We start from the raw sequence: 24,559 nt of genomic DNA, 5'->3' as shown, positions 1-24,559 counted from the left end.
TTTTACATTCATGGCAGGGGACTACTTATCTTGGGTCACCTGAACGATGGCTGGCACCACCCGAGCGTTCGCATGAGATACCAGAGCGAAAGTTGGCTTAACCTGAGCGTTCGCAGGGGTTACCCGAGGAGAAACCCAGATATGTTAGTGATTATATTTCTACAGGGATTATTGTGAGTTTAAAACACTGCAGTTGTAAACATTGTAGATATCCAGTATACTTTTTTCGGTATAGAAGAATTGAAATGATAGAGAAAAAGGATGAGTATAGATGACGTTTGAAGAGGTATTACCACGTTTAAAAGCGGGCGAAAAAGTAATTCGTGATGGTTGGGGCGGTGCTGAGTTGTATGTGAAGCTTGTTGGGCCAAGCGAACATAATGGCGAGAATTTGAATCCCTATTTTTTAATTAATGTACGTGGCGAGGGTTACACAATGTTCACACCAACTGTATGCGATTTGTTAGCGGAAGATTGGATAATTGTAGGTTAATCGTTAGCGAAGTCATCTCAATAGTTAGTTGAGGTGGCTTCTTTCTGTTTCGTAAGCGTAGGCTAACGTGCTAGTTTTTGTTTACTGTATCCCGCAGTAACGATCAGTAAGCCGCCGACCATGAGGAAGAGGTTGGCGAACAACTGCCCGTAACAGCCCGATTGGTTCAACTACCAATCAGTGGAGATGAAGACCCCCAATGGTTGGAGTTTCACTGTATCCCGCAGTAACGGTCAGTAAGCCGCCCACCATGAGGAAGAGGTTGGCGAACAACTGCACGTAACAGCCCGATTGGTTCAACTACCAATCAGTGGAGATGAAGCCCTCCTGCTGATTGGAGTTTCACTGTATCCCGCAGTAACGGTCAGTAAGCCGCCCACCATGAGGAAGAGGTTGGCGAACAACTGCACGTAACAGCCCGATTGGTTCAACTACCAATCAGTGGAGATGAAGAACCCTCACTGATTCGAGTTTCACTTTATAGATGAGGAGAGATGTTATGAAGTTTGAAGAATATGCAGGTAAGACAGTCTTTGTAACGGGCGCTGCCTCTGGTATCGGTCAGGCTCAAGCCATTGCATTTTTAGAGAATGGAGCGAATGTATTTGGCTTTGATTTGGATGAGCATGGGTTATTCAATTTACAACAACGATATCCCGAACGTTTTGCTTATAGGTCAGGTAGTGTCTGCAGTAAGGAAGACGTAGAGCAAGCGTGTGAACAAGCCGTTTCAACATATAAGCAAGTGGATATTTTATGTAATACTGCAGGCGTGTTAGATGGCTTCGCAAAAACACTCGATACGGATGAGGCGCTATGGGATAAAATTATGAATACCAATGTTAAAGGTACTTATTTTGTGACGAATACGCTATTACCACACATGTTAACGCGAAAATCAGGCATTATCGTAAATATGGCCTCTATTGCGGGGCTTGTTGCTGGCGGTGGAGGTGCAGCTTACACAGCCTCCAAACATGCGATTGTGGGCTATACAAAACAATTAGATTTAGATTATTGTCGTGAAGGGATTCGTGCCAATGCCATTGCACCTGGTGCCATCCAAACACCGATGAACAAAGCAGATTTTGAAGGGGATGGCGAAATGGCAAAATGGGTTGCCAATGAAACGCCTGCGGGTCGCTGGGCACAACCAAGCGAAGTGGCAAGTTTAACACTTTATTTGGCTAGTCAATCAGCTGATTATATGCATGGGGCCATCATACCGCTTGATGGCGGTTGGCTTACAAAATAACATTGTTCAATAGTAAATTCTTCTGTTATAATACGCAAGTAAGCAAAATTTAGCTTGCACTACGACACTTCAGATAGGGCGATAGGCTCTCTTCCTTTGGTCGTAGTTATGACTAAAATAGCGAATTAGCTATTTTACAAAGGAGAATAAAATTGAATAGTTCTATTTTAAAAGACTCATCCCGCACGTCTGTAAGTGAGCTTACAAAGACGGCACTTGTCGCGGCCCTTTATGTGGCTGTAACTGTTTTATTGTCAGTCATTAGTTTTGGGGCTGTACAGCTACGTTTGTCGGAAATGTTCAACTACCTGGCGTTATACAACAAGCGTTATGTAGTAGCAGTGACAATCGGCGTAATCTTGGCCAATTTTATGTCACCCACTTGGATTTTAGATGTACCCATCGGTGGGATTGCGACATTTCTTGTGTTACTTCTTTGCCGGAAAGTAACAAAAAATATATCAAATGATATAGTGAAAATGGTTGTGACCGCATTGATTTTTGCTTTATCAATGTTTACCGTTGCAGGTCAATTAACAATCCTCTATGATCTGCCGTTTTGGGCAACTTGGTTTACGGTTGGAGTTGGGGAGTTATTGTCCATGACTGTTGGTGGTGTGACGATTTATTTATTAAATAAAAAAATTGATTTATCGAAATAATATAAAGTACATTCGTAAGAGTGATAGTGTAAGACCGTAGTCAATCTCGAAATATATCGAGATTGACTACGGTATTTCTTTTTCTAGCTATAGTTTGATGTAGTTTTATTCAACCGTAACGGAAAGCTCTTTCACAAGAAGGGATGAGGAGCCGTACCCGTTTGGAAGGAAATAAAGTTCTGTGCTGGTTTCTTCAATATTTTGCATGAAATCAAAGAAGTTCCCAGCGATTGTCATCTGCTTAACAGGTGAGACGATTTTGCCGTCTTTGATATGGAACCCTGTTGCTGCAACAGAAAAGTCGCCAGAGATGGTATTGGTACCAGAGTGAAGACCGGATAAGTCTGTAATAAGGAGTCCTTCCGAAATGGAAGCTATTAAGTCAAGTTGTGTTCGCTTGCCAGGTGTAACATATAAATTTTGAGGTGCAATTGTTAACGTACTTTTGTAAGAACTCTTATGCGCATGTCCGCTAGTTTCGCCGCCTTCTAGTTTTGCTGTTTTTCGGTTATGAAGAAGCGTTTGCAAAATTCCATTTAAAATAATCGCTTGTTGTTTTGTCGCAACACCTTCCCCGTCAAAATTTGACCCAGTCAAAGCACATGGATGAAATGGGTCATTAAACAATGTGAAAGCATCGGAAGCCACTTTCTGTCCAACTTTACCTTTTAATAAAGATTGATTCTTTTGGGCATTTTCAGCTGAGAATATAGGCATAAAGGTTGCAAGTAAAGAAGCTGTTGCGTCGTTGCGCAAAATAATTGGATATTTACCAGAAGGGATAGATTTCTCCCCAAGATTAGCAAGTGCTTCCTCGGCTGCTTCTTGTGCAATTTCATCGACATCTAAAGCATAAAAATCACGTGTCATTTTCAAGTAGCCAGCAGTTTTCAATTCGTCATCATCTTTGACAACTGTTGAAATAAAGATAACTAAGCCATTCTCTTTTTGCGATAAAGACAGGTGCTTACTATTTACTAAAGACCGTTCAGTTGAAAACTCTTGCAGTAAACAGTAATCAAGCGTGACCACTCGTGGATCATACGACCGTATTTTATCTTCAATAGCTTGTAGTAGTGCGATTTTATCGGAAAATTCGATTTGCGCTAGTTCTTCACTGTAGAATTGGTGACGTGCATATTCGCTACTCCCTTCGAAAATATCGATGCCTTCATCCTCGTCAAGTATATCTGCATTTGCTTTGGCACTATCGATTAAAAATGGAATGGAGTCTTCATCAAGTTTTTCTGTATAGGAATAGCCCATTTTCCCGTTAAAAAGCCCTCGTAGACTAAGACCCCCATCTTCAGATGTTTCGTAGCTATCAATTTGTCCTTCATAAAGCTTACATGCAAATGATTTCTTTCGTTCAAAATAGACTTCCGCTTCTTTAAAATCAGCGTCTATCGCTTGTTGTAGCAGTTTGTCTTGGAATTCAGCGATTCTCATAAATTATTCCCCCTTTGTTCCACCAACTGTAATTTCACTAACACGAATCATCGGTTGACCGACATTCACTGGAAGACTGCCACTGACTGATCCACACATGCCTGCACCATGCGCAAGATTATTTCCGACACGATCAACTCGTTGTAATGTTTTTGCACCATTTCCAATAAGTGTTGCACCGCGTACAGGACAATCAATTTTACCATCTTTTACGGTATAGGCTTCCATGACCGCGAAGTTATAGTCACCAGTAGACGGATTTACTTGTCCGCCACCCATATATTTTGCATATATACCATATTCGGTTGCAGCAATAATTTCTTCTGGTGTGGATGTACCTGGTGCAATATATGTGTTAGTCATACGCGATGTTGGACTGAAACGGTAAGATTGGCGACGTGAAGAGCCAGTGGATGCAGTATTCATGCGACGGGCATTAAATTTATCAATTAGATAACCTTTCAAAATACCCTTGTCGATTAAGATGTTTTTTTGCGATTTTTCCCCTTCATCATCAATATTGAGAGAACCCCATTCATTAGGAAGAGTGCCATCATCAATATATGTAACAATATCGGGTGCCACTTTTTCACCAATTCGATTGGCGAAAACGGAATTGTTTTGTGCGACTGCTGTAGCTTCAAGCCCATGACCACAAGCTTCGTGGAAAATAACGCCCCCAAACTCATTATCAATGATGACGGGGAATTTGCCGCTTGGACATTCATCAGCATGAAGCATCGTGACTGCAATACGTGCTGCTTCTCCTGCATAGTGTTGAAGATCAAGGTTTTCAATAAACTCAAAACCAGCATGTGCACCAGGACCGTAGAACCCGGTTTGCATTTCGTTACCCTCGCAAGCAGTTGCCTGAATGGAGAGTCTACTATAAATACGTGTATCTTCAACAAATTTACCTTCCGAATTGGCAATTAAAATATGCTGTCCTTCATCTAAATAGCGAATACCAACCTGACTGATGCGTTCATCATAATTTCGCGCGATGTCATTTGTCTGGTGCATGATGGCAGCTTTTCTTGCATGTTCGACACTGTTTGGGATTTTTAAGATTTTGTGAATAGGGGTAATGAGTTCTTTTTGGAGCGGGTGAATGGTACCAGCAGCCCCCCCTTGGATAGCTAGTGCGGCTCTTTTTGCCGCTGCTAGTAGGCCTTCTTCAGAAATATCGTTTGTATAAGTATAAATGCTTTGGAGACCACAAAAAATACGAATGCCAATGCCGAAATCACGCCCAGAAATACTTTGCTCCATTTTGTTGTCCCGTAACATAAGTGAATTCACATACTTATCTTCAATGAATAATTCTGAAAAATCACCACCTGTAGTAAGAGCTGCTTCAAGTACATTTTCAATGACTGACTGTTTAATCATGTATCTTCCCCCTTTGCTTAATTATAGCGTACTTATTATAGATATTTACAGAATAATAGAAAGATTCCGCATTCTGGTTATTTAATTATAGGATGTTAGAGAAATATTTCATGAAAGAAGAGAGGATTTAAATCTCCATGATATTGCCATGTGCTTCAAGAAGTTCGGAAAAAGAACAAATAGAATATTATATATTTTAAGTTACTAAACAGGTAGTGAAGGATTCAGGTTTTGGGATGTTCGGAAATTTTTTAATGCAAAATATTGCAAAAACTAATACGATTAGTTAAAATGTGAATAACCTTAGTTTTAGAAGGAGAGTAAACAATGAAAATTACAAAGATGGATACAATTTATCAATTATCATTTATGCCAAGATTATTTCCTGTAAATTGTTATTTCGTAGAAGAAGAAAACGGGCTTACACTTATCGATGCTGCCCTACCATATAGTGCAAAAAGTATATTAAATGCGGCTAAGAATAGCGGAAAGCCGATTACAAAAATCATTATTACACACGCGCATAATGATCATATAGGGGCACTAGATACGTTAAAAGAATTATTGCCTAATTGTCAGGTGTACATTTCTTCTAGAGATGCGCTGCTATTGGAAGGAAACGCTATGTTGCTACCACATGAAAAAAACGTACCTATTCGTGGCGGTCTTCCGAAAAAAATTATAACCAAACCAGATGTATTACTAGAAGAAGGTGATTGTGTTGGTTCATTAGAAGTAATTGCTACTCCAGGTCATACACCGGGGTCTATCTCACTTTTCGATACACGTAATAGAAGCTTAATTGCTGGTGATGCACTCATAACTAGAGGGAAGCTGGTAGTATCGGGCATGATGAATCCGCTGTTCCCGTTTCCTGCTCTAGCTACGTGGGATAAAAACACAGCTCTAGAAAGTGCCAAAAAATTAAGTGAATATAAACCAAACTTACTCGCTGTTGGTCATGGAAAGATGTTACAGCAACCACAGCAACTTTTGGATAGGGCTATCGCACAAGCAGAAATAGCATTTTTACAATCGAAATAGGAAGTGAAAATAACATGGCTCGACGTATAAAATTAGATTTATCGATTATTTTACAACAGGCAACAGTGTTAGTAGATGAATATGGGGTAGACCAACTTTCAATCGGGTTATTAGCTGAAAAATTGACAGTGCGACCACCTTCTTTATATAACCATTTAGATAGTTTAGATGGATTAAAGCAAAAACTAGCTATTCAAGGACTAAAAAAGCTCAATGAAACCATGCTTCAATCTGCGGTGGGACGCTCAGGTGATGATGCCATCCGTGCAATTAGTCAAGCTTATATACAATTTGTAAGAATGCATCCGGGGCTTTATGATGCTAGCACGCGTTTTCCAGATGCAGACGATCTTGAGTTACAGCAAGCCCAGGAAGCTGTTGTGCAACTTGTAGTTCAAGTACTAGATGCCTATAAATTGCAAGAAGAAATGGCGATTCATATGGTTAGAGGATTACGAAGTATTTTACATGGATTCACTTCCATTGAACAGATGGGCGGATTTGGGATGCCACTTGATATTAATAAAAGTTTTTCAATCCTCATAAATACCTTTATTGAAGGCATTCATGCAGTTGGATCCAACGAAGAAGGCTAAGATTGTTTTGGTATGCGTTGTATTGAGTACTGACCTTACTGTTTAATGGGAGAAAGCGATGTTCACTGTCATGAAAGTAGCTACTGTTAATCTAGTTCTTTAAGTCATGACATAATTCTACTCATCTTTAGCCAAACTAATGGAAATGACATGGGAAGGTGAGTACATGCACAACGACTATAATGCAGGAGACATTGTCTATATTTTTTATCGGAATCCACATATTCAGGATGTAGCGAATATACAGGAAGCTGCGGTGGTAAATAGTCCAGATAATCCAAATGAATTAGCGCTTTTTCTGTTTGAAACGTATTATCCTTTAACGAATGATCTTGTGGTATTTGCAAGTGAAATGGATGCGGAACAGGCGTATCATCAGTATTTTCATTGATGGAGGGCCCACATGAAAAAACCATTTACACCCCAGCTTGTTTATTTTGAGCCAGATGCACTAGATTATCCGCTTGGTCAAGAGCTGAAAGAGAAATTCGACAACATGGGCGTGGAAATTCGCTATACGACTTCTCATAATCAGGTACGCAATCTGCCAGGTGACAATGATTTGCAAAAGTACCGGATTGCTAAGTCCACCCTTGTTATCGGCATTCGAAAAACGTTGAAGTTTGATACATCCAAACCTTCAGCGGAATATGCCATTCCCTTTGCGACAGGGTGCATGGGGCATTGTCATTATTGTTATTTGCAAACAACGATGGGGAGTAAGCCGTATATCCGCACGTATGTCAATGTAGATGAAATTCTTCAGGCAGCTGATCACTATATGGCTGAGCGAGCTCCTGAAATTACACGATTTGAAGCATCGTGTACGTCTGATATTGTGGGGATTGATCACTTAACACATACGTTGAAAAGGGCGATTGAGCATTTTGGTCAAAGTGAATTAGGCCAATTGCGCTTTGTGACAAAATTTCATCATGTGGACCATTTACTAGATGCCAAGCATAATGGCAAAACTAGATTTCGTTTTAGTGTCAATGCCGATTATGTCATCAACAACTTTGAGCCAGGCACCTCACCATTAGATAAACGTATAGAAGCTGCGGGAAAAGTAGCGAGGGCTGGTTATCCACTTGGTTTTATCGTAGCGCCCATTTATCTTCATGAAGGTTGGGAACAAGGCTATTATCATATGTTTGAGCGGCTGGATGCGGAATTACCGCAAGATGCACGGGATGATATCACGTTCGAATTTATTCAGCATCGATTTACAAAGCCTGCTAAAAGAGTGATTGAAAAAAACTACCCCATGACAAAGTTAGAGTTGGATGAGACTGTGCGAAGGTATAAGTGGGGCAAGTATGGGATTGGTAAATATATCTATCAAAAAGAGGAAGAAGCAGACATAAAAGAGCATCTTTACGGCTATATGAAAAAATTTTTTCCTAATGCGAAATTAGAATATTTTACTTGATGTGCTCACACTGTAGACAAACTCGGCAAAAAAATTGAGTTTGCCTACAGTCTTTTTAAGTAAAAATAATCAGGTCCGGAATAGGCCAATCGCTTTTCGCGGATGTACCAGCGAGCCTCTTCCTTCGCTACGCTTCTTAGCTAGTCGTTTTTTCGCAGGAGTCTCGCTGTCTTACAAAATGAACACGATCAATCACTAATCCCTTAGGTCAACTGCAGATACGCTCGAATGGCGAGAAACACAAACGGCGTAATTGCTCATAAGAGACACTGACTTTACTTGACCAACACACATTTTGAACGAAAAACCTCAGAAAAATCAAAAGGTCTCGGGAGTGCCCAGCATTTTTGAAACCTTTTGTCTTTAATCTGGTGATGTGCTTTTTCGCGGATTGCTGCTACAAGTACTGTATAATCCTATTGTCGATGGTAAGCCTAAATGGATAAGGTCAAAAAAGGGGAGATTACACTGTACTCATTTCAACCAAACTGTTGGTCAGAGCACGAGGAGCTTGAGGTTGTAATGCTTTGTGCGCCCTCTAAATTGGATGTGCCAGATTTAAAAACCGCAGAACATGTGCAATGGAGCGCTTCTGTACATCATGCAAAAGCAATGGAGAATTTCATGGAATTTAAAGGTGCTTTACAACATGCAGGGGTGAAGGTCATCGATTATTCAAAGGAACTAACAGCGGATGCACAGCAACTAAGTGATCAGCTCCTGAATCGGTATTTTGTTCGTGATTTAGCCTGTGTCTTTGGCAACATGATGTTACCGGGAGAAGCGGGCATTTCGATGAGACGCCCTGAGTATGTTCAAGCGCAAGCACTACTGGAAAATTGGTTTCCTAAAAGCTTTACACACATCAAAGACCCGCGAAAAGCATTGGAGTTTGGGGATGTACTGATTCTCAATAAAGACGCTGTGCTTATGAATATCGGTGTACGAACTACAATAGAAGGAGTGGAGCGTGTAAAGGAGAAAATCTTCGAAGCGGGTTTTGCTGAAATCGGCATTATTGATTTGCCTCGAAGCTCGGATACACTCCATTTAGATATGAACTGCAATGTGGCACATGATGATCTCGTCATGGCCAAGAGCTTTATGCGTTATTTTCCAATCCATGTATTGACGGCACAATCATCACGTTTTGATATGACAGCGACATTTCTCAAGCACCACGGCTTTGATGTCTATTGGCTTGACAAATATAATACGATTCCTGATATTAACTTTCTGAACCTTGATCCAGAAACACTATTGATTAGTAAGAAAGCAACCAAGCAATTATTTAAAAATCATCCAAAATTACAAAAGAAAAATATTATTGAAATTGAAGTGACGGAACTCGAAAAAGGCGGCGGCGGTATTCGCTGTATGACCCTACCATTATTGAGGAAGAAGTAATTCATCTTACAGGCATCGGAGTGATTCTAATGGCATCAAAAACAAGCAAAGGTCGTATGTCCTGGTGGCAACTGTCACTTCTCGGAGTGGGTTGCACATTAGGGACAGGCTTTTTTCTTGGGACAAGTATGGCTATCGAGAAAAGTGGTCCAGCAGTGTTAATCCCTTTTTTAGTAGCGGCAATTGGCACCTACCTCGTCTATGAAGCACTTGTGAAGATGTCTGTCGACAATCCGGATAAGGGATCTTTCCGTACTTATGCCAAACAAGCATTTGGCAAGTGGGCTGGATTTAGCAATGGATGGCTTTATTTGATGTCTGAAATGCTGATTATGGGAAGTCAGCTGATGGCATTAGGAATCTTTACACAGTTTTGGTTTCCGAGCCTGCCGTTATGGATTGCGACGTCCATTTATGCCGTACTTGGATTATTTGTCATTCTTACGGGTATGAAGGGTTTTGAAAATTTTCAAAATATCTTTGGTGTGCTGAAAACCGCTGCCATTGTCGTGTTTATTGTTGTAGCTGTCATGCTCGTGATAAAAGGGTTCAACAGTGAACCAAGACAACTAGATGCTTTCATGGAAAACTATCAGAGCTTCTTTTCAGAGGGTGTCAAAGGAATATGGCTTGGATTATTGTATGCATTTTATGCTTTTGGTGGAATCGAAGTGATGGGGCTATTAGTCATTGATTTAAAAGATCCCAAACAAGCGCCTAAAGCTGGAAAAGTGATGATTGTTGTACTAACTACGATTTATGTTATGGCGATTGCCTTTGCACTTACGCTTGTTCCTTGGGGAGCGTTTCATGTGGATGAAAGTCCGTTTATTACGGCACTTGAAAATTATCACATTCCATATGTAACGGACATCATTAATGGCATTTTAATCATTGCAGGTTTCTCCACAATGGTGGCTTCCTTGTATGCTGTACTGACAATCATAACGACCCTTGCAGAAGATCAAGATGCACCAGCTTGTCTAGCCAAAAAAGGGAGAATGAATGTCCCGTTTCCTGCGTTTCTCTTTATAACAGGTGGTTTACTCTTCGCCATTGTCATCGGGTTTTTAATACCGGAAAAGATCTTTGAATATTTCATAACAGCTGCCGGCCTGATGCTGATTTATAATTGGCTCTTTATTTTAGTGACGTATGCAAAGCTTATGGATTTAACGACAGTGCAACACATGAAAAATGGCATAGGTATGGTATTGATAGTGGTCACTGTATCCGGCACGTTAGGCGAGAAAACAAGCAGACTCGGGTTTTTTGTGAGTCTGCTTTTCATAGTCATTATCGGAATCGCAACCATGTTCAAGATGAAAAAATGGCGAAATCATCAGCGTACTTGATGACGGCTGTTACTCCCGCGGTGGAAACTTGAGTTCCTGTTGCATCTTAAAAAATGGACATGTAGCTGGACTACGTTCATCATCACTGATAAAATATTGTTTCCATTCGTGATTGTCTGCTTGCCCATACCATTTTAAATCGGGATGACCTGGAATGGCATCATAGGCATCAATGCGCTTGCGTATTAATTTTTTTAATTTGCGTCCGAAGACAGTCGAGTCGTTCATGTCCGCAAACACCCAGCGTGGCTGAAATGCCATGAACAGAGTGGGAAAGGAACGGCTTTTACGTAATTGATGAGCCGGCGTAGCACAAAATACAAAATAAGGCTCACCGTTAAAGCAAAATTCCCATTCATAATGGGATGGGTCTGACGGAATATCTGCTGGCCAATCCTTGTCATCAAATGTGGTTAATCTGTTTAAAACAGACCAAAACAATTGTCGATAATCCTCTACCTCATAGCCTTTAAGTAGCTCTTCAGGTGTTTCAAAAAAAATAGCCAGTGAGGTAAATCTCCCTGAGGTTCGCGCGCATAGATCGTACGCCTTTAAGCAATCTGCTAATTCTTTTGCGCTATGAACCTCTCGTGGATCTCCAACAAAACCATATCGCAGCTCATTCGATAAATAGCCCTTTCTTGCTGGGATACAAGGGAACGTGTTGGCGTCATCAGCAATCATGGCAGAGAAGGCTTTATAAGCGGTCTGCTGCCATATGGGGAGGGTTTCCGAATGTTTGTCTAACCAATGCTTTTCTAAAACTGCACCCACTTGAGTCTCCTCCTTCTATACATCCTTAGACTATTAATGAAGAACTTATTGGGTGACGACTCACACGTAATTATTAAAAAAATAACTACATATGCTTGCTTATGGAAATCTTGAGCACAACACTACGCTCTACATTGCTTGTTTAACGAATGATTCAGTGATGTTAAAATTACACTAAGATGGTAGTAAATGATTATTTCGGTTTTACTTATCGTATCATGAACAGGGTAGAAGAAGGAATAATAGAAGAATAAAAGTTCAGGGTTACTCACTGGTTTGACAAAGTAAATAGCGAGATTGCTTGAAAGGGTGAAGGTAAAATTGGCTCAATCGATTGTGAAAGTAACAAATCGTATGTTAAGCATCATGACAAGGGCAGAAAAGGAAGCGGAATTGTCAAAATATAAAATGTTACAACCGGTTCATTTACTGATTGCTTGTTTGGATGAAAAAGGCGGAGCACTTGGGGAAATTTCATTGAAGTGCACCTTAGAGGTAGCTTCTTTGAGGATTTTGGCAGATGAGCTGTGTAAGGATTCAAATCAAAATACCGCAAAATGTAACTTTTTCAATGTTCCAGTAACAGAAGAAGTGTTAACAGTCTTGGAAGTGGCTTTTCGATATATGAAGAGATATAAGCAAGTCTACATGAATGAAGGCCACTTACTCAAAGCATTAATGACGACTAACATGCTTGACCACCATTTTGTTTCAGAAGAAAACAAGAAATTACTATTAAGCCTTGGGGCGACCTCCAGAGATATGATTTCGCACCTTGGCAATTATACATTTCCACAAGTGAATTCGACCATAATTCGTAAAGTTAATCCGAACGATGCAAACGACCTTATTCATTTTGTGGAACATCAATTTTCAAAACAATGGTCAGAAACTATTAGAAATGCATTTTTGTTAGAAGAACCTTCTGTATATATAGCTTTCGATTGTAAAGGTGAAATAGTAGGGTTTGCTGCTTTTGATGTATTTGAAAATAGAAAATGTTATTTTGGTCCGATGGGTGTATCAGAATCTAATAGAGTTAAAGGAATCGGCTATTCTTTGCTGCATCATTGTTTAAAAGATATGCATGATATCGGCTATGAATATGCGATTATTGGAGGAGCAGGTCCGATAGAATTTTATGAAAAAGCGTGTAATGCAGTAGTAATACCTACAGCATAGTAAAGCCTGATAAAGTGAAACTTCAATCAGTGGGGGTTTTCTTCAGCCCCCACTGATTGTTAGTTGAACCAATCGGGCTTTTACGAACAGTTGATCGTCCACCTAGTTGACTCGTTCTCAACTTTCCACTTGATGTGGGCGTCTTACTGACCGTTAATTTTGGAAAAAGGTGATGAGTATTGATGATGAAAAAAGTTAATGCCGAGACAATTCCTCGGTCCATAAGCAACCTGCTATCTCTTGCGACCTCACATCATAAAGTTGAGCAAGAATATGAAAAATATGTAACTTCATCAAATCGAACATTATATAGTTTTGACATTGCAGGGGAAGTAGTGGGGTGTATCGGGATTGAACAAATAAGTTTAATTGCGTGCGAAATTAAACACATTGCAGTATTTGCCAATCGAAGAGGACATGGTATTGGCAGCAAAATGATACATTCTATTTCTGATAAATATTCACTGATTTCTGCAGAGACGGATCATGATGCCGTAGCATTCTATCGAAACTACGGTTTTACGATAACGAGTTTAGGAGAGAAGTATCCAGGTGTAGAACGATTTCTATGTGAATATAAAAAACCAATAATTATTACCTAGGAGGGTTGAGAATTTGAGAAAGACTGAAATTGTTCCTTGGACAAAAAATTGGGAAGAATCCTACAATCAAGAAGCGAAAATACTGAAAGAGATATTTCGCAATGAATTGCTTGAAATATTTCATATAGGTAGTACAGCAGTTCAATGCATTGGGTACGCAAAACCAATCATAGATATATTAATCGTAGTAAAAAAAATTGAAAATGTGGATGTATACGCTGATAAAATGCAATCAATAGGGTATGTCGCAAGAGCGGAAAACGGAATAGCTGGTAGAAGATACTTCCCTAAAGGCCTAGATAAAAGGACGCATCATGTACATATTTATCAACAGGGGCATGAGAATATTGAAAAGCATCTAAACTTTAAAGCATACTTATTCAATAACCCTGACATAGCAAAAGAATACGGTAATTTAAAAATTAAACTTGCCAATCAGTATCCGGAAGATACACATCTCTATCAGAAGGGCAAAGAAGATTTTGTCAATCAGCTTGTTGCTCAATCACTTAGATGAAAAAAAAGGAATTAACTAAAAATAATGTGGTTTTAAGAAATGTAGCAAATAACGGAGGACAAACAATGACGATTAGAAACTCAGCCAAGGCTATTATCATTAGTGGAGAAGGTAAAATATTATTAACAAAAAATCAGGATAATGAGGGGTATTTTTATCTTTTTCCTGGGGGAGGACAAGAACATGGCGAAACCATTCCACAGGCATTAGTAAGAGAATGTGTGGAAGAAATAGGACAGGAAGTAGCAATGGGTGAGCTACTTCATATTCGGGATTATATAGGAAAAAACCACGAGCATGCTTCCTTTGATTTTGATGTGCACCAAGTTGAGTATTATTTTCTGTGCAACCTAATTGATGACAGGGACCATACCAAAATACCAACAAATCCAGATAGCCATCAGGTTGGGGTAGAATGGTTACCTATTCATGATTTACTGCAATATCGGATCTATCCTAAAGAACTAAGAAAGTGCATAATACAGCATGTTAATAATCAAAAGTCTCCGATTTATTTAGGCGATGTAAATTAAGAAGCTGTTTTGTCATCAAGGCATCTGACCGTAAAAGTATTGTGAATTCGATACGATAGATCTGGATGTTTTGTATTGAGTGATATGTACGTAGTCAGTGGATTGGAACGGAAGGGGCAACGCTTCCGAATCCTATTGGCTACGAAAGCGTGAGTGGAACGTAGCGGGTAGAGCGGGACAGTTGAGTCCTGGACTGAGCAAAATGATGGAAGCGGCTTGGTTCCACCCGCAGTGAACATCAATGGTCTTATTCAACGATAACATAAAAGAATCCACTTTGATTTTTCAAAATGGATTCTTTTAATTTTTTTTAACGATAATTTTGAGGCATTGTGGTCTATTTTTGACGATTGAATACCTTACTTTGTAGTACATTTAATGCATGATGAATTTCCGCTAAATCTTCCTCCGAAACATTTTGCATAAGCTGTTGAAAACGTGCTTCAACACAGGCAAAAGCCTCATTCATCATATTTTCTCCATCATTCGTAAGACAAATATATTGTTTTCTGCGGTCCTCGGTATCAGTAATTTTTTGGATTAGATTTTTTTCTAGTAGTTTCTTGAGCTCACGGCTTGTATTAGGCAACGACATATGCTGGCAATCACTGATTTCAGTAGGCGTGACAGGCTGGCTTACTTTTATATATTCCAGAATTTTATATTGAACCGGCGTAACGGTGTCGATGTTAACGTTTTGTGTTAAATCATGTGTTACTTCATGAACGGCAGTTGTAAACGTGACAAATTGATTGAATAATGATTTCTTGTCCATAGTACTCACCTCTTATTGACAAGATAACAAATAACTTATCCTAAAACAATTATCATTTGACAACTAAATAAAAGGAGGGTATTATTTAGTTATCAAATGATAAGTAATGGAGGATGTTATGAAAACATTAATTATTTACACGTATCCCAATCATAAAAGCTTGAACTTCGCCTTTTTACAGGAGGTCATCAAAGGCTGTAACGAAAATCCGTACATAACCGAATTACAGGTCCTCGATTTATATGAAGAAAATTTTAATCCAATCTTAGAATTTAATGAACACAAGCGTCGCCGTGATATGTATCGTGATCCTAAGCTAGAAAAATATAGAGAACAACTTACGTGGGCCGACAAAATTGTCTTTGTGTATCCGATATGGTGGGGAAGACCCCCAGCAATGCTTCTGGGCTATATTGATCAATTATTTGCGGCCAATTTTGCTTACAGAGATAAGAAGGGACTATTACCAGAGGGGCTGCTAAAGGGAAAATCAGTCGTCTGCGTATCTACTATGAAGGGTCCTGCAAAATATCCGCTTTTATGGCTGAATAATGCCCATAAAGTTTTGATGAGAAAGGCTTTATTTAATTTCGTAGGGATTAAGAAAGTGAAGTTCTTTGAATTTGGCAATATGGAGAGTAAAAAAGGAGGTCAACACAAAAAATTAGAAAAAATCTATCAGTATTTTAGAAAAGTAGCTTCCTAGTAAGTGATGATAAAAGCAGACGATGCCAAAAGAATGTCGCAACGTCTGCTTTCATGTTCATTTTATACCTTCCAGGGGCAGTGTAATAGTAAATGTTGTATGTTCGGCAAGCTTACTTTGAACCGTGATGTTACCGTGATGCATATCGAGTATTTTTTTTACAATGGATAATCCGAGGCCGCTGCCGCCATTTGTAGCAACCCGCGATTGATCTGCTTTATAAAAACGTTCAAAAATATGCTTTTGTTGTTCTTCGGTCAGTCCGATACCATTATCCGCAATCATAACGGTCACAGTATTATTTTGAGAAGTCATTGAAATGTTAATCTGGCCATCATTCGGTGTGAATTTTATGCTATTGGTAAGCAAATTCATCCATACTTGATTCATCAAGTCCTCATCCGCCATAATCGATACGTTTTTCAATTGAATAGCCATGGTAATATTTTTGCCTAACCAACTGGGTTCAAGAGATAACACAACATTTCGGAGTTGCTTATCTAGCCGATAAAGCTTAGGTTCGAATGGGGGATGTTGAGATTCTAGTGACGTGAGCTTTAGTAAATTATCACTAATCTTCGATAACCGATGACTTTCCATTTCGATGATTTCTAAATAGTGATGCCGTTTGTCCTCCGATAAGTTCATGTTTTTCAATGCCTTGGCAAAGCCATTTATAGAGGTGAGGGGTGATTGAATTTCATGGGAAACATTCGAGATAAATTCTTGCCGCATTCGTTCTAATTCACCTAACTCTACAGCCATATTGTTAATACCACTAATGAGTTGGCCAAAATGATCATTATCCTCATCTGACTTGATATCTAATTGAACACTAAAATCCCCTTTGGCAATGCGCCCGATGGCATCGACAATAGTATCCCAATAATTACGCTGTTTTTTTAACCCCAGTAAAAAAATGACGGCAGCTGAGCAGGCGAAGAGCACAAATACAGCAATTACGGTATTTAACTGCAGCCAAAATCCCTGAGGGTGTTTTCCGAACCAACTGTAGATCCAAGAAGTGATATGAAAGGCCATAAACGCAAATAATATATTGGCCAATAGAAAAACAGTCAGTACCATGATCAGCTTGAGGACGAATTTCCAATATTTCATGATTGCAGTTCCAATCGATAACCGAGTCCACGAATCGTCTGTATGGCGAATCCACTTGTTTCTTCGGGAAAGCGTTCGCGCAGTCTTTTGATGTGAACGTCCACTGTCCGTTCATCACCCTCATAGTCAAATCCCCAAATCTCTTCTATTAACTGGTCTCGGGAGAATGTCTTCCCAGCATAACTTGCTAACGTAAATAAAAGGTCGAATTCCTTTAAGCGCAGTGTAATATGCTCGCCATCATACACGAGTTCGTACGTATTACGATTCATTTTAACGTTGCCAATTTCCACAGTTTGCGATAAGGAAATATGATAGCGCTTTAGAATGGATTTTACGCGAACGATTAACTCAGCTGGTTCAAATGGCTTAACAAGATAATCATCTGAGCCGAGGTTGAATCCTTTTACTTTTTGAGCGGTTTCGCCCTTTGCTGTCAACATTAAGATGGGTAAGTCGTTGTTATCGTGCCGTATTTCCTTGCATAGCTCCCAGCCGTCCATATTCGGCATCATAATGTCCATAATAACCATATCCACTTTTTCCGTTTCAAGCTTGGACAGTGCGTCTACACCGTCCACAGCTTCTACTATTTCTAAGCCTTCATTTTGTAAAAATACTTTGACTAATTCTCTAATGTGATTATCATCATCCACAACTAATAGTTTTGTCATGATAACAAATCCCTTCGTCTTTACTCTTTTATACGTAATTGCTGTTTGGCAAACTCTCTGTACATGTCGTGTGTTTTAAATAACGATTCATGGGTGCCACTACCGGTAATATGTCCTTTCTCAACAAATAGTATTTGATCGGCATCTACTACGGTAGAAAGGCGGTGCGCAATGACAACAGTCGTTCTGCCTTGCATTAAATTATCCAATGCTTTTTGAACATAAATTTCTGACTTACTATCAAGACTAGAGGTTGCTTCATCTAACATTAAAATTTGCGGATCACGCAGTAATGCGCGTGCTATGGCAATCCGTTGTCGTTGTCCACCGGATAGTTTAATGCCACGTTCGCCGACTTCTGTTTCATATTTATCGGGTAGTTCATCAATAAACTGATCGGCATAAGCCATTGTTATCACTTTCTGAAGTTCATCATCTGGAATGTCTCTGCCGATGCCATAGCAAATATTTTCGCGAATTGTTCCAGAAATCAGTGCACTTTCTTGTGCGACATAGCCAATCAGGCTTCTCCAAGAATGTAAGGAGAATGTTTCAATCGGTGTATCTCCAAGTGTAATGATTCCTTTAGTAGGGCGATAATATCGTTCTAATAGGGAGAAAGTCGTCGTCTTTCCTCCGCCACTAGGCCCAACAATAGCTGTTACTTTACCTGGCTCAATGGTGAAATTGATAGCAGATAATATGGCTTCCTCACCATAAGCAAAGTCTACATTTTTCACATGAATCGGGTCCTTGACTGTCGCTAATTGTTGCCCCTCATAAATATCTTCTTCTTCGTGTTCAAGTAAGGCACTGATGCGTTCTGTGGCACCCATCGCTTTTTGCAATTGTGTGAAGAACATTGTTAATTGCGTCATTGGCATGATGATTTGAATTAAATATAAAATAAACGCTACCATGTCGCCAGCTGTGAGCTCACCAGAAGAAACACGCACACCACCATAGCCGATTATCGCAACGAGTACAGACATCAGTACAAAGGAAATTAACGGTGAAATCAGTGCATGGATTTTTGCTTCTTTTAAGCCAAAGTTAAATAAATTGGTAATGCCTTTTTTACCACGTTCGTATTCAATGGTTTCGGCATTAGAAGCCTTCACTAAGCGTGTTTCTGGCAATACTTGATTTAATACCGCTGTAAACTTCGCCGTTTCGTCTTGCATACCTTTTGAAATCACAAACATGCGCTTCCCTAATAACATCAAAATAACCATTGCTACAGGAACAGCTATTAGCATGACTAATGTCATTTTCCAATCTAAAAATAATAGGATAATCACGGAACCAACAATAGAAATAACACCTGTTAAACAGTTGGCAAGATGTTCAGTAATGAGCTCCTTAACCACTGCTGTATCATTCGTTACGCGACTCAACGTTTCACCTGTATCATTATTATCATAATAAGGGATTGGTAAGTGCAGTAACTTTCGCCATAACTGATCTCTCAATTTCGCAACAACTTGGTGACCAACACGGTTTAAAAAATAGATAGAAAGTCCACTCGCGATGGCCTGTGTGATAAATGCGACACCTAATAAAATAATTTGCCAATAATTAAGGGACTCTAATGAAAAGCCATCCACCAGTTTTTTGGTGAATAATGGAACGATAAAGCCAACACCAGTAGTCGCTAAACTCATACATAAGGCAATGATTAAAAGCAGCTTGGGGGGTTCTGCTTGTTTTATAAGACGTATAAATCGTCGCCAATCTGTTGATTTAGCTTCCTTTTTTGTTTCTTTCATGATTCAAAATCCTCCTCGGTTTTCCTAAAGCAAACGTTTAGTACTGCTATGTTCATTACTATAACACTTGATTATGAACTGAATATGAAATGAAAAAGGAAAAAGCCACTCGCTTTCCGTGGGGGGCAGCTAGCTCGGTCCGCCACAGGAATCTCACAACTTTTCCCTCTCGATACGCAAATCAGGGGTATGTGGTGCAATTATGGTGAAAAACTTACAGAAAAATAGACTAACTCGCATTTGAACAAAAAATCAAAAGGTTTCGGAAATGTCCAGCATTCCCGAAACCTTTTGTCTTCAATCTGAGGCAAAACTAAATAATAATTTTTGCCTTTCATGTTGTAAATAATTGATACTAATTGTTAATAGCCATCATCAAGTAAAAATCCTAGTACGCCAAAGCCGACTATTAAGACTATGTATAAAGCAATCGCAATCAGCGCCCAAACTAAAGCTGATTTCGCCGCTTTAGGCTTATTGTCCTTCCATAAAAAATACATAATAAACCCTATAAGTGGGGTACAACAAACGGAAAGGATGTTAATCGCAACATTGGCTTCGTCAACTTCTGGTTGTGTTTTATGTACACGAACACCACATTTTGGACAAATTTCTGCTTGTACTGCAATTTCCTCACCACAGTGTGGACAAAACATAATTATTCCTCCTAAAGATAATTAAAAAAACTGCCATTTTCCTACTAGTTTTCCCTCGTAGTGCTTTTTCCCGACTAAATAAGCATCAATTATTATTAGTAAACCAACGATAACGAGTCCAATTCCAAATGGAATAAAAACTGAAAGTGCAAAAATAATCAAAAGAAGAAATCCTTTTCCTACTTGCTTATTAATGATTTGACCAACCCCAGGTATTAATAATGTAAGTAATGTAGGAATCATGGGATGAAAGTTCTCTGTAGATTTTCTGGTATTTTTTAAAATAATTCCACATGTAGTACACATTTCTTGAATAGCATTAGTGTCACTACCACAGTTATGACAGTGATTATGTACTGTGAAATTTCGAACACCACATGTTGGACAAATTTCTAATTGGTCTGATAGAGTAGCTGCACAGTATGTACAATACATTTTGATTGCTCCTTAACTAAAAAATAATGAACCTATATATTTTCCTATGTTGTAAAAATAAATTGTTAGATCCCAAAATAATAGAACGCCATGTATAAAGATATATACGATGCCTATACCACCGAGTATACCTGTCAAAAGACGCCGAAGATTATTGCTAATCCACTTTCTAAATAATTGTCCTGTCCCATCAATAATCATTGGAATTGTTAAGATAAGGGCATATACAAAAGGGGGAAGGGAGTAGAAACCTACGATGAAAATGCCAATGATATATCCTACATAAATTCCCGTACAGCGAGCACAGATAGGAAATTGAACCCCTTTATAAAAAAAGGAGCGACTAGGAATCCTATGGCAAAAGAACAGATATTGAAAATTTTGTTTCATGCAATCACCTAATTTAATCAATTTATTCAACAAAAGGAAACAAAATATATAATATACCAAAAAAAGAACAAATGGTAGTATTTTCAATGAAGAAGAGGTATTTATATGTATATATTGTTTAGGTAATAGAGATTTATACTTATAAAAAGTACTTGTATAGAATGAGTAAATGATATTTTATTGATAGGTTAGATATATTTATTACATTTAATGAAATTAAGGTTCTTATTTTGGAGCGTTTCATATAAAGCCATTTACTAATAAACCTAAATATTTTTGATAGCATCCTTTTATTAGCTTATTTAGCAAAAATCGTGAGTAGTCATCAGCAAATGAGCCACTGAATTGATGATGAGTGTTGCGGAATTATTTCTTCATGGCATCAGGCAGCCAATTACATAGAATCACCATTTGCCGAGTTCTTATTAACAACCCTGTGATTCTCTTTGGCGATGAGCTAACCGGTGCTTTAAATACAAAAGCAACAATTGACGTGATGAATATTTTAACAGATATCAATCAGTTAGGAACGACCATTATGCTGGTGACACAGGCTGCAAAGTTACTGTTAAAACAGAGGGTAGCCTTATGGCATTAAGCACATCAAAAAACCACCTTATATAGTAGTAGTGAAAGTATTCTACACTAAATAAAGGTGGTTGTTATTTGTTTGTAATGAAAAAAATCGTATTTTCTGTTATTAACGTCGTCTTCTGCGCCTTCTATTGGGCCTCGGACGAGGACGGTGCCTGTTGGACGGGAACATCGGTTGGGTTAGAGGACGAACCTGATCATCTTCTTGAGCATCCGTATCTTGCACGTCATCTTCATGTAGGACATCATCGTCTTGCATTGCAGAATGCTCTTCAGCAGAGTGTTGTGTTTGTTTGGTTGAGGACGCGATGTTGTGCGTATTATTTAATAGTGGGGTTGTTTGCTGGGGGGTGTTTGTGACAGTAGTCGTGCTTTGATGTTGTTCCGAAGTATGCTGTGTTTCGGCATGGGGCTGTTGAACAGAGTGAACATCTTTCATGACAAGTATTGGACGCATCATATCGTGATCTTCGTGCTCAAGGAAATGGCAATGCCACATGTAATTCCCGATATGATCTTTCCAGTGCATAATAATTTTTGTAACTTTGCCGGCGTCAGCCTTGACGGTATCTTTCCATCCTTGCTCATAGTCATGAGGCTCTTCGGGTGGCCCTGTAAATTCGAGTTTACCCTCGTTTTGATAGAGTTCAACATCAAATGGTCGTCGTTCTAGAATTTTAAATTGAATTAGATGAATATGGATTGGGTGGATGAAGGGCGTGGTATTAATAAAATTCCATACTTCTATACTGTCCAGAGCCGGTTTTTCAGTTGCTGGGTCGTGGAACATTCGATCGTTTAATAGTAACATCGGTCTGCCAAAATCATCTGTAGAAGCGCTAAGTGGCAGATTGCGCTCGATATGCGCATGATGAGGGTGCAAATCCATTGATACAGCGAGCCTCTCTGGTATATCACTGGTATCCTCACATTGCAGTGGTCGATTAACTTTAAATTGCATAATCATGTTAGTATGCTCATCAATAAAATCAGTATCGGCATTCAGTAACGTAATTTCCTGACCTGCACAATCTGAAAAATCAATGACGACATCTGTTCTTTCAGCAGGCAATAACGCAACGGATTGAATTTCACGAGGGGCTGTTAAAAAGCCGCCATCCGTACCTAGTTGAATCATCGGTTGGTCATTTGAAAGACTGACGACATAGCCTCTTCTATTGGAGCCATTTAGTAAACGGAATCTGTATTTTCGAGGCTCGACATTTAAGTAAGGCCATACCTTGCCATTGACAACGATGGTATTACCGACAAATCCTGGTGTAATGGAAGGGTGAACGGGCACAGGGAATGACGGCGCATCGGGATAGAAGAGCGAGCCATCCTGATTAAAGGATTTATCCTGTATCAATAGCGGGATTTCATAATCCCCACATGGTAAGTTTGAGCGTTCTTCAATAGTATCTCGAAGCAAGTAGAAACCGGCAAGACCAGCGTAAACGTTTAATCGTGTTAAAGCCATTGCGTGGTCGTGATACCACAATGTCGTTCCGGGTTGATGATTGGTATATTCATGGATTTCTTTATTGAATTTCGGTCCTGTGTGTATAAAATCTTTCGTGTACCATGCTTCGGGGTGCCCATCGCTTTCCCAATCTACATTTGCCCCGTGGAGATGCGTAACGGTTCTTACCTCCTGTGAGTCATTTGCGGCGTGAAGGGTGAAGTCCACCGGTAAAAAGTGTTTGTATGGCAGTTGGTTTTTATATTTGACGTATATGGTTTTATCTTTTGAAGCTTCGATGGTTGGTCCCGGATAGAGCCCATTGTATCCCCAAATAGTTGACAGTGGAAAACGCTTATGGAAACGATGCTCGGCTTCCATCATCTGTAATTCATAATATTCTCTTCTCGGTTGGCCACTACAGTATTTCGGCTTTGCGGTAACTGGCTTCGGTAGTTCATCTACAAATTTAGGAATAGTAGCTGGATCAGAAGGATTCACTTTTTTGTACAAATCATCACGTCCCTTAAGTTTTTACATAAAAAATACGCAAGCTACTACAGTATATGGGTGAAAATAATAAGAAACTAGGACAATAATGGAAGTAATTGTGCTACGATATAAAAAAATCGAAGTGCAAAAATTCTTGAAAATAGCGTAGGGAACTATTTATCTAGTTGAAACGTTTCTTTCGTACTAAAGAAGGGGTGTGCAATAAACAAATAATTTTTCATATATCGGCAAGATGAGAACATAGTGTCTTTTCATGTGGGAAATCAGATTGAGGAGGCAATTTTTTTGCATGTACAAAGCTTTGATGCCCTACACACTAATGTATTTCAGTACATATAGCGGAAACTGTGCCGTGCTATTATGGTGACTGCTCATGAAATTCCTATTACAAATGCGGCATGCGCGGAAAAATAGTGATGCTCCTGGTATCGTCACCTAGCTGTTTGTTAAATGGCAGCTAAAAAAGGCTACCGCGAAGGCAATTGCACGTGCGATGAGGGACGTGGATGAGCGTTTTCTTTCGGGCAGTGTTTAGACACGATTTGGAGAGGCAACGAGTTTACAAGTGGCATATGAAGCGGTTATTGATCGTACCTATACGGTAACAGGTTCTTTAACACCATGGCGAAAATGAAATTCAGCTTTAATGATTACTTTGCACAAGGAGCTTGCCAGTACGAGCGAACTAGTACCCTTACAGGCAGATACACTTTGCTTGCATAGTGATAACCAGCGCCTTATCCATAACGAGTTAAACGAGCAGGAAATCGAAA

At 39.3% G+C, this 24,559-nt stretch carries 26 protein-coding genes; 15 read left to right on the top strand and 11 right to left on the bottom strand.

Features of this window, described 5'->3' with window-relative positions:
• Positions 1-271 precede the first annotated feature (271 nt).
• The 3 genes from ACOMCU_RS25460 (at position 272) to ACOMCU_RS25450 (ending at position 2,410) form a co-directional block, all read left to right on the top strand.
• The gene (locus ACOMCU_RS25460) at positions 272-493 is read left to right on the top strand and encodes a DUF2829 domain-containing protein (protein ID WP_421051881.1); all 222 of its coding nucleotides are present in this window, start codon (positions 272-274) and stop codon (positions 491-493) included.
• Between the two features lie 499 nt (positions 494-992).
• Positions 993-1,748, top strand: coding sequence for a 3-oxoacyl-ACP reductase (locus ACOMCU_RS25455; RefSeq protein ID WP_010858888.1), 756 nt, complete (start codon positions 993-995; stop codon positions 1,746-1,748).
• 152 nt (positions 1,749-1,900) lie between these two features.
• Entirely contained in the window at positions 1,901-2,410 is a 510-nt protein-coding gene (locus ACOMCU_RS25450) for a QueT transporter family protein (RefSeq protein ID WP_010858889.1), read from the top strand.
• Positions 2,411-2,515: 105 nt separating this feature from the next.
• On the opposite strand, the gene ACOMCU_RS25445 is transcribed toward ACOMCU_RS25450, so the two are convergent.
• Together ACOMCU_RS25445 and ACOMCU_RS25440 are read right to left on the bottom strand one after the other, a co-directional pair.
• Complete coding sequence (locus tag ACOMCU_RS25445; RefSeq protein WP_421051880.1) at positions 2,516-3,859, bottom strand: TldD/PmbA family protein; 1,344 nt, start codon at positions 3,857-3,859, stop codon at positions 2,516-2,518.
• Positions 3,860-3,862: 3 nt separating this feature from the next.
• On the bottom strand, positions 3,863-5,251 hold the full coding sequence (locus tag ACOMCU_RS25440) for a TldD/PmbA family protein (protein WP_421051878.1): 1,389 nt from the start codon (positions 5,249-5,251) through the stop codon (positions 3,863-3,865).
• A gap of 327 nt (positions 5,252-5,578) precedes the next feature.
• Here ACOMCU_RS25440 and ACOMCU_RS25435 point away from each other — a divergent pair, with 327 nt between their 5' ends.
• The 6 genes from ACOMCU_RS25435 to ACOMCU_RS25410 all read left to right on the top strand — a co-directional run bounded on the left by ACOMCU_RS25435 (position 5,579) and on the right by ACOMCU_RS25410 (position 11,085).
• Positions 5,579-6,295, top strand: coding sequence for an MBL fold metallo-hydrolase (locus tag ACOMCU_RS25435; protein WP_421051877.1), 717 nt, complete (start codon positions 5,579-5,581; stop codon positions 6,293-6,295).
• 14 nt (positions 6,296-6,309) lie between these two features.
• The gene (locus ACOMCU_RS25430) at positions 6,310-6,891 is read left to right on the top strand and encodes a TetR/AcrR family transcriptional regulator (RefSeq protein ID WP_010858893.1); all 582 of its coding nucleotides are present in this window, start codon (positions 6,310-6,312) and stop codon (positions 6,889-6,891) included.
• A gap of 166 nt (positions 6,892-7,057) precedes the next feature.
• Positions 7,058-7,282, top strand: coding sequence for a transcriptional regulator SplA domain-containing protein (locus tag ACOMCU_RS25425; RefSeq protein ID WP_010858894.1), 225 nt, complete (start codon positions 7,058-7,060; stop codon positions 7,280-7,282).
• A gap of 12 nt (positions 7,283-7,294) precedes the next feature.
• A complete protein-coding gene (gene splB, locus ACOMCU_RS25420; RefSeq protein WP_010858895.1) occupies positions 7,295-8,323 on the top strand; it encodes a spore photoproduct lyase in 1,029 nt (342 codons plus the stop codon).
• 438 nt (positions 8,324-8,761) lie between these two features.
• The gene (locus tag ACOMCU_RS25415) at positions 8,762-9,730 is read left to right on the top strand and encodes an arginine deiminase family protein (RefSeq protein ID WP_421051876.1); all 969 of its coding nucleotides are present in this window, start codon (positions 8,762-8,764) and stop codon (positions 9,728-9,730) included.
• 29 nt (positions 9,731-9,759) lie between these two features.
• Positions 9,760-11,085 (top strand): amino acid permease, encoded by a 1,326-nt coding sequence (locus ACOMCU_RS25410; protein WP_421051875.1) that lies wholly within the window; start codon positions 9,760-9,762, stop codon positions 11,083-11,085.
• Positions 11,086-11,094: 9 nt separating this feature from the next.
• On the opposite strand, the gene ACOMCU_RS25405 is transcribed toward ACOMCU_RS25410, so the two are convergent.
• A complete protein-coding gene (locus tag ACOMCU_RS25405; protein ID WP_010858898.1) occupies positions 11,095-11,859 on the bottom strand; it encodes a YqcI/YcgG family protein in 765 nt (254 codons plus the stop codon).
• Between the two features lie 321 nt (positions 11,860-12,180).
• Here ACOMCU_RS25405 and ACOMCU_RS25400 point away from each other — a divergent pair, with 321 nt between their 5' ends.
• The 4 genes from ACOMCU_RS25400 to ACOMCU_RS25385 all read left to right on the top strand — a co-directional run bounded on the left by ACOMCU_RS25400 (position 12,181) and on the right by ACOMCU_RS25385 (position 14,693).
• Complete coding sequence (locus ACOMCU_RS25400; protein WP_421051874.1) at positions 12,181-13,041, top strand: GNAT family N-acetyltransferase; 861 nt, start codon at positions 12,181-12,183, stop codon at positions 13,039-13,041.
• Between the two features lie 182 nt (positions 13,042-13,223).
• A complete protein-coding gene (locus ACOMCU_RS25395) occupies positions 13,224-13,643 on the top strand; it encodes a GNAT family N-acetyltransferase (protein WP_010858900.1) in 420 nt (139 codons plus the stop codon).
• Between the two features lie 13 nt (positions 13,644-13,656).
• Positions 13,657-14,160, top strand: a complete 504-nt coding sequence (locus ACOMCU_RS25390; RefSeq protein ID WP_421051873.1) for a GrpB family protein — start codon at positions 13,657-13,659, stop codon at positions 14,158-14,160.
• Positions 14,161-14,225: 65 nt separating this feature from the next.
• Positions 14,226-14,693, top strand: a complete 468-nt coding sequence (locus ACOMCU_RS25385; protein WP_010858903.1) for an NUDIX domain-containing protein — start codon at positions 14,226-14,228, stop codon at positions 14,691-14,693.
• A 337-nt stretch (positions 14,694-15,030) separates the two neighbouring features.
• Here ACOMCU_RS25385 and ACOMCU_RS25380 read toward each other — a convergent pair whose 3' ends face one another.
• Complete coding sequence (locus ACOMCU_RS25380; protein WP_010858904.1) at positions 15,031-15,468, bottom strand: MarR family winged helix-turn-helix transcriptional regulator; 438 nt, start codon at positions 15,466-15,468, stop codon at positions 15,031-15,033.
• A gap of 118 nt (positions 15,469-15,586) precedes the next feature.
• On the opposite strand from ACOMCU_RS25380, the gene ACOMCU_RS25375 reads away from it, so the two are divergent.
• Positions 15,587-16,174, top strand: coding sequence for an NAD(P)H-dependent oxidoreductase (locus ACOMCU_RS25375; RefSeq protein WP_010858905.1), 588 nt, complete (start codon positions 15,587-15,589; stop codon positions 16,172-16,174).
• Between the two features lie 57 nt (positions 16,175-16,231).
• Here ACOMCU_RS25375 and ACOMCU_RS25370 read toward each other — a convergent pair whose 3' ends face one another.
• The 6 genes from ACOMCU_RS25370 to ACOMCU_RS25345 form a co-directional block, all read right to left on the bottom strand.
• Entirely contained in the window at positions 16,232-17,293 is a 1,062-nt protein-coding gene (locus ACOMCU_RS25370) for a sensor histidine kinase (RefSeq protein ID WP_010858906.1), read from the bottom strand.
• A complete protein-coding gene (locus tag ACOMCU_RS25365) occupies positions 17,290-17,967 on the bottom strand; it encodes a response regulator transcription factor (RefSeq protein WP_010858907.1) in 678 nt (225 codons plus the stop codon). The genes ACOMCU_RS25370 and ACOMCU_RS25365 overlap by 4 nt, the downstream gene beginning before the upstream one ends.
• A gap of 20 nt (positions 17,968-17,987) precedes the next feature.
• On the bottom strand, positions 17,988-19,736 hold the full coding sequence (locus tag ACOMCU_RS25360; RefSeq protein WP_010858908.1) for an ABC transporter ATP-binding protein: 1,749 nt from the start codon (positions 19,734-19,736) through the stop codon (positions 17,988-17,990).
• A 362-nt stretch (positions 19,737-20,098) separates the two neighbouring features.
• Positions 20,099-20,392, bottom strand: a complete 294-nt coding sequence (locus ACOMCU_RS25355; protein ID WP_010858909.1) for a zinc-ribbon domain-containing protein — start codon at positions 20,390-20,392, stop codon at positions 20,099-20,101.
• A 21-nt stretch (positions 20,393-20,413) separates the two neighbouring features.
• Positions 20,414-20,827, bottom strand: a complete 414-nt coding sequence (locus tag ACOMCU_RS25350) for a hypothetical protein (protein ID WP_010858910.1) — start codon at positions 20,825-20,827, stop codon at positions 20,414-20,416.
• Positions 20,828-20,839: 12 nt separating this feature from the next.
• Positions 20,840-21,217: a DUF2085 domain-containing protein gene (locus ACOMCU_RS25345; protein ID WP_010858911.1), complete on the bottom strand. Its 378-nt coding sequence runs from the start codon at positions 21,215-21,217 to the stop codon at positions 20,840-20,842.
• Positions 21,218-21,593: 376 nt separating this feature from the next.
• Here ACOMCU_RS25345 and ACOMCU_RS25340 point away from each other — a divergent pair, with 376 nt between their 5' ends.
• On the top strand, positions 21,594-21,815 hold the full coding sequence (locus ACOMCU_RS25340; protein WP_010858912.1) for an ABC transporter: 222 nt from the start codon (positions 21,594-21,596) through the stop codon (positions 21,813-21,815).
• 102 nt (positions 21,816-21,917) lie between these two features.
• On the opposite strand, the gene ACOMCU_RS25335 is transcribed toward ACOMCU_RS25340, so the two are convergent.
• Positions 21,918-23,786 (bottom strand): multicopper oxidase family protein, encoded by a 1,869-nt coding sequence (locus ACOMCU_RS25335; protein ID WP_010858913.1) that lies wholly within the window; start codon positions 23,784-23,786, stop codon positions 21,918-21,920.
• Positions 23,787-24,559: the final 773 nt, after the last annotated feature.

It is taken from the genome of Lysinibacillus sp. UGB7, assembly GCF_049058285.1.
GTDB lineage: Bacteria > Bacillota > Bacilli > Bacillales_A > Planococcaceae > Lysinibacillus > Lysinibacillus sphaericus_B.
This window is presented reverse-complemented; position numbering and strand designations above follow the sequence as displayed.